This is a genomic window from Microcoleus sp. AS-A8, from assembly GCA_039962225.1.
Taxonomy (GTDB): Bacteria; Cyanobacteriota; Cyanobacteriia; order Cyanobacteriales; family Coleofasciculaceae; genus Allocoleopsis.
Window position 1 is genome coordinate 381,828 of sequence record JAMPKV010000004.1, and the last position, 12,500, is coordinate 394,327.

The window sequence follows — 12,500 nt, forward strand, 5'->3', positions numbered from 1 at the left end:
AAAAGGCACCGGGATGTAGCGCAGCTTGGTAGCGCGCCTGCTTTGGGAGCAGGATGTCGCAGGTTCAAATCCTGTCATCCCGATTAATTAATTTGATAGATATCCCTTAGGGCATTGTGCCCAGTTGTTCAGGCATTGGGGATGAAGAGGACTATCCCTGTTTGAGGAAACTGGGCTGAAGCGTTGATTTTTTGTTAACTGTATCCACGTAAAATCGTCAATCTCGCCGAAAATCCTCTAAGAGCGATGGCTCTCATGGCTACAGTCAGCCTGGGGATGAGCCAAAAGCTTTTTGAGGGGAGAGAGATTGCATTCATGTCTCTAGTGCAGTAAAATACATCCTCTTCGGCTCCCTAGCCTAATAAAATTTAGGACAGCCGACTTCAGCTTGAGGAATTAGGATAGATTAGGTAATTTGGCTCAAAGAGATGGGGTGGAACTATTTGAGATTACATAGAGTCAGGAAACTCACCCATGCAGAAGAAAATGGTTGGAGTTAGTGAGTAATTCTACGATAAATGGTGAAAGTTAAACGACAACATCAATAAAGTCAAAAAAGCTTTGATGCATATTTACTCTTGCTACTCTAAACTCTCAATAAGTCATCCCCAGGCAAGAGCAATATTTTAATGGGGTCTAAGTATTCTGAGGAAAAAAACTGAGGTAATGACCATGAAATCACTGGTTCGCTGGAGCACAACACTAGGTTTAGTAGGAACTGCACTACTCGGTTCCTTCGGTTTAGAAAATCTCAAGGCGCTGGCATTACCAGAAGCGCAGGTGATGGAAAAATTGCAACCGGTCCCCGTGTTTACCGTTACCGATCCCCAAGGCGCTCCCCTGGTTGCGACAATCCCCGATGGGCAAAATAAAGCTCAAGCGGTAGCAGGAGTTTTTATCAGCCAGAAGGATGCTCAGGCTTTTGTTCAACGGTTGCAGAAGGAAAAACCCGATATAGCCAAAAACGTGCAGGTGGTTCCTGTGTCTTTGGCGCAAATCTACAAACTGAGACAACAGAATCAAAATAAGCCAGAAGGTCTAAACTTTGCCTTTATCCCTGTGCAGCAACAATTACAAGCCGCACAAGCTATTGCCGGCCAAGCTGGTCAACAAGCGCAGTCATTTCAGGGCACACCCTTGTTTGTGGCTAGAGGGGGTAAAGAAAACGGATATCTAACGGTTCAAGAAAATGGTAAGTCGGTGATTCCCTTCTTTTTTGAGAAAGAGCAATTGCAGGCGATGGTAGACCGCTTCAAACAGCAGAAGCCTGAGTTGGCATCTACAGTTAAAGTAGAAGCCGTACCTCTGGAAGGCGTCATTTACACCTTACAGACCAGCAACAATCAGGAGCTGAGTAGCGTCGTCATCGTGCCATCGCAAGAAGCAATCTCCTTCTTGCGTACCTTACCCGCCGCTCCTGCTGGGCAAAATGCGCCCCAAGGCGGTCAACAACGGCGATAAGGTACCTATAACCGTTGCAGCAAGGAGGGCGAGGCTTGGACAGGAATAACACTGACGATGACGAGTCAGTGGTCTCAGGACTGGCTCTCTGGCAGTGGCGTCAGGAGGCTCGCAAGTCCGCACTAGAAGCGGGTGTCCCAACGGCTGAAATAGACTGGCTTCTCGCCGAAGTGGCTGGACTAGACTCCCTGACGCTGCGCTTGGAGTCCTTTAAGCAGCGACCCCAAATCGCATTGCTATTTCCTTTGTCGGTGCTATCCCAACTGTGGCAGCGGCGTATTGATGAGCGATCGCCGATTCAGTACTTAGCTGGAGTCACCCCCTGGCGTCATTTTCGAGTCAACGTTTCGCCTGCTGTTTTAATTCCCCGCCCAGAAACCGAGTACCTGATTGACTTGGCTGTGAAAGCGGTCAAAAACAGTCCAACACCCAATCTAGGCTCAGGACACTGGGCGGATTTAGGAACCGGAAGTGGTGTTATCGCTCTGGGACTCGCTGAAGTTTTCCCGGCTGCCACCATTCACGCTGTGGATTACAGCGCGGATGCCCTAGCCATGGCTGAGCAAAATGCTCTACAGCTAGGCTGTGCCCAACGAATTCAGTTTTACCAAGGGTCTTGGTGGGAGCCTCTTGACGCTCTTAAAGGTCAATTGAGTGGTATGGTGGCAAACCCTCCTTATATCCCTAGCACTTTGGTACAACAGCTAGAGCCGGAAGTTCGTGACCATGAACCTCATCTGGCTCTAGACGGTGGCAGCGATGGTCTAGACTGCATTCGGCACCTGATTAAAACCTCTCCCAACTATCTGCGTCCAGGCGGTGTCTGGCTAATTGAAATGATGGCAGGACAAGCCGATGCAGTCACTCAGTTGCTAGAGCAGCAAGGCAGCTATTCCCAGATTCAGATTGTTTCCGATTTGGCAGGCATTGACCGCTTCGCTCTGGCTTATCGAAGTGAGAGGGTTCAAACTTGAGGGTTGAAGGTGGGAAAGTTGGGAAGGTTTGGATAATCATCGACAACCTGCTAACCTGCAACTTTCAACCTTCTAACTTTCAACCCATTGACGAATGACTCAAGTTTCTCTGTCCGCTTTGGTGACTGGCGCAAGCACCGGTCAGTTAGTCAGCTTTCCCACAGATACGGTACCTGCCCTAGCCGTGCAACCTGAGCGCTCAGACTTGATATTTGCCGCCAAGCAGCGCTCTCAAGAGAAACCCTTGATTTTAATGGGGGCATCGCCCGCCGCTCTCTGGCCTTTTGTGCAAGGTACGGCGACCGAAATGGAGATTTGGCAGCAAGTTGCTCAAAAATACTGGCCAGGAGCACTCACATTGGTCTTGCCTGCCTCAGCCAAAGTCCCGGCTGCCATGAACCCGACTGACCCCACCACCATCGGCATACGAGTGCCAAACTCTAGAATTGCGATCGCGATTTTGTCCCAAACTGGGCCTTTGGCAACCACCAGCGCCAATCGATCGGGTGAGCCTCCCTTGCAAACGATGGCAGAAATAGAGACCTATTTTCCTGCGGTTCTCACCCTTGAGAGTCCTGAATTGGAAGCCGCTCAAATTAGCACGACGGGAGTTCCTTCGACGGTTGCCAAGTGGACGACTAGCGGCTGGAAGATTTTACGCCAAGGAAGCATTCAACTAGAAAGCACATAGAGAGTACAAAGCCTTAATACGGCTTGTGTACCCAGGCTGAAAGTTCTCTAGGAACTGCAAAAAACTCGCTATGCTTGAGAAGATTTTACTGTTCAGCAGGGCAGGGCAGGGTCTATATTGAATTTTCGTTGAGAGGCATAAGCGTAATGGAGCTAATCTTTTTGCTATTGGGCGTCGGGTTAGGGTTTTTGGGAAGCCGTATGACCCGCTCTGTCCCACAACCTGTGATTTCCACCCCATCTTTACCTCAACAGACACCCATGAATGATCTCCCGTCTCCCAAAGCGCACATCGAGCCTGCACTAGAGGAACCCAAACCTCTCCTAGAGGAGAGCCAGCCTGCACTGGAAGAACAAAAGCCTCTCCCCAATGACATTGAGCCTCTGAAGGAAGACTCAAAGCCTCTTGAAGTCAACACTGAGCCGCTTGAAGAACAACTCAAGCAAACCCAACTCGCTTACGCCATGGCCAAGGAAATGAGCCAGTTTAAAGGGGGATTTTTGGCCAGGACGGCTCATGAGTTGCGATCGCCTCTGAGTAGTTTAATCGGTATGCATCAGCTAATTTTGTCTGATTTGTGTGACTCGCCAGAGGAAGAACGAGAATTTGTGGCTCAAGCCAACAATTCAGCCCTAAAAATGGTGAAAATTTTAGACGAGGTGATTACGGTATCGAAAATTGAACACGGCAGCAATCGTTTAGACATTCACCCCTTGCCGTTAACGCAGATTTTTGAAGAGGTTCAAGGTCTAACCCACATGCAGGCGACTAATAGCAATCTTCAGTTTGAAGTCGTTCCGCCTGACCCAGAAATTTATGTTTTAGCAGACTCACGTCGTTTCCGGCAGGTCTTAGTGGCTATTGTAGACAGCGCTATTACGAAGTTAGCCGACCTTAAAGAAGGCAGTATTAAGATTTCCGCTTCTAGAGTCCCAGACTCTCAAGAAGCTCGCATCTGGATTGATGTTAACACTCCAACCAGTGCCTGGAGTGAAGTGGTCGATTTACTTTCTACGACGCCTGAGGTGGAAAAGTCAGCCATCCAATCGGCTGAACTTTCACCAGGGCTGACCTTATTGATGGCTCAAACCCTGGTCGAAGTGATGCAAGGAAAGCTGGAAGTGCTATCGGTTTCGGATGAAGAACTCGCCGCAACCTCAGCCACGGACAACTTTATCCGACTTCAATGTTCTATGCCCCTAGCGATTCCTGAGCCTGTAGAGCAGGCGTTGGCATAGAGCGGTGTATGGGCTGGTTATACAACACCATTGTGGTTGTGGAATTTGTCTCAAAACCAATGCGCTCGTAGAAACTTTGTTGATGGGTGGTCATTAGGTAGACTCGCTCTACCCGGTTCATGCGGGGATGGGATAGGACTGTTTCTACTAACTTACGACCTAAACCTACACCGCGATAGTCCGGGTGAATCACTACATCCCAAATTGTGCCTCGGTAAATACCATCTGAGGTTGCCCGTGAAAAACCAATGAGCTGTTCACCGTCCCAAACGCTGATCACGGGTTCGCTGTTGGCGATCGCTATTTTCAACTCGTCAATTTTTCGCTCTTTTGCCCAAAACGCTCCCAAGCCGAATAGTGCTTGAAGTTGATGATAATCGATTTGAGATTTGCGATCACAAAATTGAATATGGCGGCAATCCATTCCAAAATTCCTTCTGAATATTAAAAAATGTACCTGGTGAGGGATGCCAGAATTTTTTGTGCCTGATCAGAAAGAGTTGCCTAAACTTGCGAAATTATACTCAGGCACAATTTATTATTGTAACGATTCCCAACATTTGTGGAACATAGAAGCCTTTTTTTGTTATGAGTTCCTAACATTATCAGGAAGCTATTGTTCCTTGAGCGCAGTACACCTGAGAGTGAGTAAGGATGAGTGAGCTTCCTCTTTTTGGTAGAAGTAGACGTAAATCATCGGTTGATACTGTGGAGATGAGTTCTACGGATATAGACTATGACCTCAAACCCCAGTACAGCCCCTCGTCTCAAGGAAATTTTCCGAGCTATTCTTTCGGTATCCATCATCGTGGTGGGGATTACACACTTTGTCAAACCCCTAGAATACGCCTCGATTGTCCCGCCTCAATTTGGGGATAGGTTGGCGATGGTTTACATCAGTGGCTTCTTTGAGATTTTGGGAGGCATTGGTTTAGTCATTCCATTTGTTAGTGTTGCGGCAGCTTGGGGACTGATCGCACTGTTCATTGCCGTATTTCCAGCTAACATCTACCAGGCGATTCATAGCATTCCCATTGAGGGCATTCCTCATCATCCTTTGTTTTATTGGTTCAGGCTTCCGTTTCAGGCGGTTTTTATTGCTTGGGCTTGGTTGTATACGAAAAAACCAGAGAAGCAACCCGGAGCCTCTAGCGTGGAATCTCTCGTTGAATCGTCTATGAACCGTTAGGTAACCCCAATGCCACAATAAATCTCTACTCTTGGAATGTGCAATTTAGATGATTGTTCGCTGATGAAGCGCTCACGGCAAACATGCTTTTACTCAGGGTAATTAACCGGGCCTCATATTACCTATTACCCAATTTTTCCCTACAAAAAAGTCCGCCGATGCGGACTTTGTAAACCAAAGCAGGAGAATTGTTTTTGAATAGAAGAGGCTTACCTTTTACCCTTGCAGCCAACGAGCAGCATCTTTAGCGTGATAAGTGAGAATTAAATCAGCACCCGCACGCTTGAACCCCGTCAACGTCTCCAGCACCATACGTTGTTCGTCAATCCAGCCATTTAGGGCTGCCGCTTTAACCATCGAATACTCACCAGAGACGTTATAAGCCGCAACTGGTAAGTTGCTGGCTTCCTTAACACGCCAGATGATGTCCATATATGCCAACGCGGGTTTAACCATCAGCATATCCGCCCCCTCAGCAATATCTAATTCGATTTCTTTGAGGGCTTCGCGAGCATTAGCGGGGTCCATTTGGTATGTTCTGCGATCGCCAAATTGGGGCGCTGAATCGGCAGCATCTCGAAATGGGCCATAGTACGACGAGGCATACTTAGCGGCATAGGAAAGAATCGGCGTCTCCTCAAACCCAGCCTCATCCAATCCTGCCCGAATCGCCTGCACGAAGCCGTCCATCATCCCTGAAGGCGCAATGATATCGGCACCCGCCTTCGCTTGGGACACGGCTGTTTTCTTCAGCAATTCCAATGTGGGGTCATTCAGGACACGACCCGTCAAATCACCGACTTCCAAGTAACCACAATGACCGTGACTGGTATATTCACACAAACAAGTATCAGCGATCACCACCAAATCGGGCACAGCTTCTTTCACGGCTGTCGCGGCTTTCTGCACCATGCCGCAATCATGCCATGCGCCCGTGGCATCTGTGTCTTTATCTTCAGGAATACCGAATAGAATAATCGAGGGAATGCCAAGGTCGTAAACTTCCTTAGCCTCTTCAACGATTTTGTCGATCGATAATTGGTAAACTCCAGGCATGGAGCGGACTTCATTCGCGATACCAGTACCCGGTACGGCGAATAGAGGGTAAATCAAATCATCAGTGGTTAAAACATTCTCACGCACCATCCGGCGTAGAGGGGCTGTTTTGCGGAGACGGCGAGGACGATGGGTTGGGAACATAGGGCTAAGACTTGAAAAACTAACGGACTGGGGAATAAAAGACAAAAAGACTCTGGGAAATGGGCAATGTTTTAACAGTTTAAAGCTTCGTTTTCTCGTCTTACTCTCAGAATAGGTTACATTCTGTTAAATTTTGCTGGACGACTGGAATACAATTTGGCTAGCCCTCAACGCCTGTGTCAGCCTTGTTAGAGGCTTTGGCATTGATGGGTTGAGCGGTCTAAGTTTATATTTCGTTACATCTCTAGGCCATTTTCTTCCTAAAATTTCTCCTATCCCCGTCTCATCTTTGGGCTTTGAGGTTTGATGATACAGCCAAGTGAAAATTAGCCTAGCGGCGTGGAATGAGCATCGCCTGCGTAGGGAACTCTCGATTGACAACGCTCCAGATAGATTTGAGCCACTCTATCCCTTGGGTTAATTTTCAAGACACCTGTCAACAGTTCTGCCGCCTCACTTTTTAAACCCAGATTGTAGAGCCACAGAGCCTGCTCAAAACTAACTTTTGTGGCTAATTTTCCCTGTCTAATTTCTGGCTCATCTCCATCAAAAACTTCAAAGACGGCTACAGCTTGAGACTTTCCCTTCACTTTAACTTGCTCAATAAAGCGGATACTATAGTTCGTCGGGTTTTGGAAATTCGCTAAAGTATGATGAGAGATTAATAAGGACACACCATAATGTTTGGTCAGGTTTTCTAGACGCGAAGCGATGTTGACCGCATCACTAATTACCGTACCATCCATTCGATTTTTTCCCCCTACGGTTCCTAGCATCAAAGAACCTGTATTAATGCCAATACCAATTTTGAGCGGGATATAGCCAGAATTGGCGCGATGTTGATTATATTCTGTCAACCGATGCAGCATGGTAATTCCAGCTTTCACTGCATCATCAGCACTGCCGCTGAACAGAGCCATAATCCCATCACCAATGTATTTATCAATAAACCCCTGATTCTCGACAATCACGGATTCCATGCGAGATAGATAGGCATTAATAAACTTAAAAGTATCCTCCGGTTTCATACTCTCTGAGAGAGTCGTAAAAGAACGAATATCAGAAAACAGAATTGACATTTTTTTCTGAATATGATCGCCCAATTGAACATCAAGAATACTTTCTTTATTTAATAAGTGAAGAAATTGATGAGGCACAAAACGACCATAAGCAACAGCGAGATTAGAGAGGCTTAGATGAGTTTTTATTCTAGCAAAAAGTTCGTTTTTAGAGATAGGTTTTGTCAGATAATCATTAGCACCGACACTAAATCCTTCCACTAGGTCAGTGACTTGATTTTTCGCGGTTAACATCACAACCGGAAGTTCATAAGCCGGAAACTGTTCACGGATCTTTTGGCAAACTTCATAACCCGTCATTCTCGGCATCATGACATCGAGTAAAACGAGATCAGGTTTGAACCCCCGTTCAATCATGGCCAATGCCTCGATGCCATTGGTAGCCTGAGTAATTGCATAATTTTGCAGTGACAGATGGTTGATGAGTACCTGAAGATTGACTGGCTCATCATCCACAATCATAATTTGGAATTGTTGTCCTTGGTCTTGGGTTATTTCTAAGGGTTGGATACTCTCTTCTTGATTAAGTTTAGATATCGGAGGCAACAGGCAGGACGAATAGGACAGACTATTGAGTTCTGAGGACTGACCGAATGCTGCTGTTAGGGTAAACGTAAAGCGTGAACCCACCCCTACCGTTGATTCGACCTGAATAGAGCCTCCATGTAACTCCACTAGCTTTTTAGTCACAGCTAGCCCTAAACCAGTACCTCCGTATTCACGCGCCGTGGAACCATCCCCTTGTTCAAAGGATTCAAAAATTCGGTCTAGTTTATCTTCTGGGATACCAATACCCGTGTCCGAGACGGTAATGGCTAGTTGCTCTTTAAACGTTGAAGGTTGCAGGTTAGAAAGTTGCAGGTTAGGACTTTCAACATTCAACTCTCCAATATCCAACTCTTCTGAGTGACTACTAACTACTGCTGCTGAGATTTCTACCCTACCCTTTTCGGTAAATTTAATCGCATTACCGACTAAGTTGTATAAAATCTGTTGCAAACGGTTCTCATCAGCTTCGGCGGGAGTCAGGTCAGGGGGAATGGCGTTAATGAGCTGCAAATTTTTGCTTTTAATTAGAGGTTGGCTGAGATTGAGTACAACCTCAACAATTTCTCGCATTCCTATAGGTTTAAGTTGCAATTCAATGGTTTTGTGTTTCAGTTTGGAGAAATCAAGAATATCGTTAACGAGAGCGGCTAGGCGACGTCCGCTTTGAGCAATGAGTAATAGATTTTTTTGTTGAAGTTCTGAAAGCTTTCCAGTGGCTCCATCCAGCATTGACTCAGCGATGCCAATCATGCCGTTGAGGGGTGTACGCAGTTCGTGAGAAGTATTCGCTAAAAACTCATCTTTGAGTTCGTCGAGGTGCTGTAAGGCTTCATTTTTTCGTTCTAATTCTTCAGTAAAATGAATCCGTTCAGCTTCAGCTTGTTTGCGTTGAGTGATATCCGTCAAGGCAACAATGGCATAAGCGATCGCCCTTCGGGCGGTGCCTTCAACAATCGCACCCTTTTCATCAAAGATCGGTGTGGCTCTCGCTTCCACCGGAATAATCTGCTCTCCTCGATGAATGGTTAAATCATCAATCGTCAAACTTTCGCCGTTTAAAGCCCGCAAGGCCGGCAGGCGTTCTGTGGGGCATAATTGATCAGTATCGGCGAGATAGATTTGATAAACCTCTGATAATTTTTCGGGTAACTCTTCTGGGATTATGCCCTTGCCTAATATACTTTGGGCTGTAGTATTGGCATAGCAGATTTTGCCTGTTGCATCGTGGACTGTCACGCCGACGGGTACCGCATCGAGGAATTGAGTCAGCCTGCTCTCACTCTCATGCAATGCCTCATTTAAGGCTTTCATCTCGGCATTATTGGCTTCGAGGGTGGTAAATAGCTGTTTCAACTGCCCCGACATAGTACCAAAGGACTTAGCGAGTTCTCCTAGTTCATCGGAGCGTTTTATTTCTACCAACTGCTCCCATTTACCTTGAGCAAGAGCTTTAGCCGCTGCGTTTAAGCGCAGAATCGGTCTTGTAACCCATTGCGCCGTAAGAATGCAGAAAATGATGGCGACCACCAATGCAGCCAAACATAACGCGATGGTGGTGTGGGTGTTGGCGTTGATTTGCGCCATAAAGTCGGCTTCTGGCACTACCACCACGATGAGCCAATCCAGGCCCAGCTGATCTTGCCAGGGGGTAACCTGGATAAATTGGCGTTGACCGGCAATCTTGAAATTGAGTTGTTGGCTCCTGTCAATCTTACGCAGGTTACTAAAATGTCGGGTCAAATACTGAGTTGTTAATCGAATTAAGGGGTCTTTACTTTCGGCTGCCTTGACTCTTTTCGCCTCACCATTAACGACCTTGAAAGGTCGTTCGCTCGTGGAACTGGCTACCAAGAGTCCGTCACGTTCCAAAATAAACGTCTTTCCCGATTTGCTCACCTTTAAGTTGCTCAAGTAATAACTAATCTGGGAAAGCAGATGGTCGATACCGAGTACGCCGACAATCTTCTTTTTTTGGTTGTAGATCGGATAACTAGCAGAAATTGATATGATATCCGGCTTATCTTCCCATGGGTAAATTTGACTCCATGTCGGTTTACCCGCTTTCACGGCATCCGTATACCACGCCTCCGTGTGCGGGTTCCAGTCTTTGACTCCCTGAAGTTTCGTGCGATTTCCCTGGTTATCTGTCTCGTAGATGTAGAGTTTACCAGGGTTAGATGAGGAAACTTCATTGAGCAGCAGGCTACCATTTTCTAGGCGTTCGACTCCAATATATTCACCTTTGATGTTGCCGTAGCAAATGTAGCCCACATCAAACACCTTCATTTGTTTCCAAAAGTAGCGTCCTGTACTTTGGAAGTCAGAGATGCTCAATAAGCCTAAATCAATGGCATCCCGATTAATTTGATTAATCTGAGGAGGGGTAGCAAAATAAGTATCGAGATGTTGATCGATGCGATCGCTAATTTCACTGCGTAACCGGCTGGCGAGGTCGTTTACCGCTTTCTGCCCGTTCATAAACGAAAGATACCCCACAAGACCCACTGCCCCAACAATTTGCACAACGAAGGGGACAATTAGGACAGTTCGCAAGGGAACTTTTCCGGAAACTTTAGCAAATAAGCGGTTTAGAGAGCGTAGTGACATCGGGGCGTGCATCAGTGCGCTTCTGAATCAGGAGCGCTCAAGAGAGGGCAAGATTTACACCATTGAGCTATTCATACCAATATCTCTAGATACGTGCTACAGCTACTTTTCTTTCTCCCCCTTGTTAAGCCGGAGCTTTAGTCAGGATTAGGCGGAGCGATATGTAGCACCTCAAAAGCGAAATGGTATGAGTACACTATTCAGAGAATTTGTGCAGCATCCCTGATCATTTGCTGCGATGCCCCTACCTCCCATTGTCGCTTGCCCAGCCCAGCAATGACTTCCTTCATTTTTATCAACATTTCTTAAAGATTTACGACAAAAAAAGCACCCACGAGGGGTGCAGTTGCTGTTAAGCCACAAAAATTACTCGTTAAGAAATTTAAGCCTCAGCAGTTGCCATCTCTGCTTCAGCAGGGACTTGAGCCGCGACGGGGTAAACGCTGACTTTTTTACGGGTTCTATCTTTTCTCTCGAAGGTGACGACGCCATCAATCAGCGCAAACAAGGTGTCATCGCTACCGCGACCCACATTGACACCTGGGTGAAACTTGGTACCGCGCTGACGGATCAAGATGTTACCAGCTTTGACGACCTGACCCCCGAAGCGTTTAACGCCTAAGCGCTGAGCATTCGAGTCACGACCGTTACGAGTACTACCTGTTCCTTTCTTATGAGCCATAGTGTCCTGAGTAAGTGTTGTTTACAGTCAGCTTAAACCGTAGAGGTGTAACCCATGCCCACCCCTACTCGGATTGAAGCCTATTTCTATTGTGAAGTAGCTTCGGTTAATTCCTCAGTGCTGGGTGCTTCAGTTGTGGTTTGAGCTGTGACAGGTGTCTCGTTTTGCTCCTGTGAAGAGGAAGCGACAACAGAACCATTCATAGTGATGGAATTAATCATCAAGCGGGTAATTTCCTGCCGATGTCCCCGCTTCTTGCGAGTCTTCTTCTTGGGCTTCATCTTGTAGACGAGGATTTTGCGACCGCGAAAGTGCCGCAACACCGTACCCTCGACGGCTGCCCCCTCAACGAAAGGCTGACCGATTGTCAGTTCACCATTATGCTGAACGAGCAAAACGTTATTAATGGTGACGTTCTCTTCGGGTTGGACAGCTAACAGTTCAATGTCATAAAAGCGACCGGGTTCTACTCGCACTTGCTTGCCACCGGTTTCGATAATTGCATAACTCATGGGATTGTCCTTGAAGGGTTGCCGTACAGGTAGCTGGCTGATCAGGCGCACGAGACGCTTTAATCATGTTTTCCAGCTTTTGATATGTCTCAACCTGATCCGAGCAGGTAAGAGCAGACAATCTCTCATCTTACCTTGATTATTGGGCTATGTGTCAAGTCATTCTGATCAGTCGGACAACAGTATCTCTCGTTAAGTCAACAACCACACCCACTTTCTGGGCGTGGTTTCTCGCAGGAAGCTCATGAACTTGAGATGGATTTGGGTGTGATTCAGGACGTTACGCTTTGAGGAAACTCAACTCCGAACAAACAAAAA

At 46.9% G+C, this 12,500-nt stretch carries 10 protein-coding genes and 1 tRNA gene; 6 read left to right on the plus strand and 5 right to left on the minus strand.

Annotated features, from left to right (window positions below):
* The first annotated feature begins 9 nt into the window (after positions 1 to 9).
* The 5 genes from NDI48_09020 to NDI48_09040 all read left to right on the plus strand — a co-directional run bounded on the left by NDI48_09020 (position 10) and on the right by NDI48_09040 (position 4,364).
* Positions 10 to 83 (plus strand) — tRNA-Pro (locus NDI48_09020).
* Positions 84 to 672: 589 nt separating this feature from the next.
* A complete protein-coding gene (locus NDI48_09025; GenBank protein ID MEP0831350.1) occupies positions 673 to 1,461 on the plus strand; it encodes a hypothetical protein in 789 nt (262 codons plus the stop codon).
* Between the two features lie 35 nt (positions 1,462 to 1,496).
* Positions 1,497 to 2,435, plus strand: coding sequence for a peptide chain release factor N(5)-glutamine methyltransferase (prmC, locus tag NDI48_09030; GenBank protein MEP0831351.1), 939 nt, complete (start codon positions 1,497 to 1,499; stop codon positions 2,433 to 2,435).
* A 94-nt stretch (positions 2,436 to 2,529) separates the two neighbouring features.
* Entirely contained in the window at positions 2,530 to 3,126 is a 597-nt protein-coding gene (locus tag NDI48_09035; protein ID MEP0831352.1) for an L-threonylcarbamoyladenylate synthase, read from the plus strand.
* A gap of 146 nt (positions 3,127 to 3,272) precedes the next feature.
* Positions 3,273 to 4,364 (plus strand): HAMP domain-containing histidine kinase, encoded by a 1,092-nt coding sequence (locus NDI48_09040; protein ID MEP0831353.1) that lies wholly within the window; start codon positions 3,273 to 3,275, stop codon positions 4,362 to 4,364.
* Here the strand turns inward: NDI48_09040 and NDI48_09045 are convergent.
* Positions 4,318 to 4,788, minus strand: coding sequence for a GNAT family N-acetyltransferase (locus NDI48_09045; GenBank protein MEP0831354.1), 471 nt, complete (start codon positions 4,786 to 4,788; stop codon positions 4,318 to 4,320). The two genes, NDI48_09040 and NDI48_09045, sit on opposite strands and share 47 nt — an antisense overlap.
* 312 nt (positions 4,789 to 5,100) lie before the next feature.
* Between NDI48_09045 and NDI48_09050 the strand changes: the two genes are divergently transcribed.
* A complete protein-coding gene (locus NDI48_09050) occupies positions 5,101 to 5,553 on the plus strand; it encodes a hypothetical protein (GenBank protein ID MEP0831355.1) in 453 nt (150 codons plus the stop codon).
* A gap of 216 nt (positions 5,554 to 5,769) precedes the next feature.
* Here the strand turns inward: NDI48_09050 and hemB are convergent, their stop codons facing one another.
* The 4 genes from hemB to rplU form a co-directional block, all read right to left on the minus strand.
* Positions 5,770 to 6,753, minus strand: coding sequence for a porphobilinogen synthase (gene hemB, locus NDI48_09055; protein MEP0831356.1), 984 nt, complete (start codon positions 6,751 to 6,753; stop codon positions 5,770 to 5,772).
* Positions 6,754 to 7,079: 326 nt separating this feature from the next.
* Positions 7,080 to 10,988 carry an ATP-binding protein gene (locus NDI48_09060; protein MEP0831357.1) on the minus strand — a complete coding sequence of 1,303 codons (3,909 nt, stop codon included), beginning with the start codon at positions 10,986 to 10,988 and terminating at the stop codon, positions 7,080 to 7,082.
* A gap of 382 nt (positions 10,989 to 11,370) precedes the next feature.
* Positions 11,371 to 11,670 (minus strand): 50S ribosomal protein L27, encoded by a 300-nt coding sequence (rpmA, locus tag NDI48_09065; protein MEP0831358.1) that lies wholly within the window; start codon positions 11,668 to 11,670, stop codon positions 11,371 to 11,373.
* Between the two features lie 86 nt (positions 11,671 to 11,756).
* Positions 11,757 to 12,182, minus strand: coding sequence for a 50S ribosomal protein L21 (gene rplU / locus NDI48_09070; protein ID MEP0831359.1), 426 nt, complete (start codon positions 12,180 to 12,182; stop codon positions 11,757 to 11,759).
* Positions 12,183 to 12,500 lie beyond the last annotated feature (318 nt).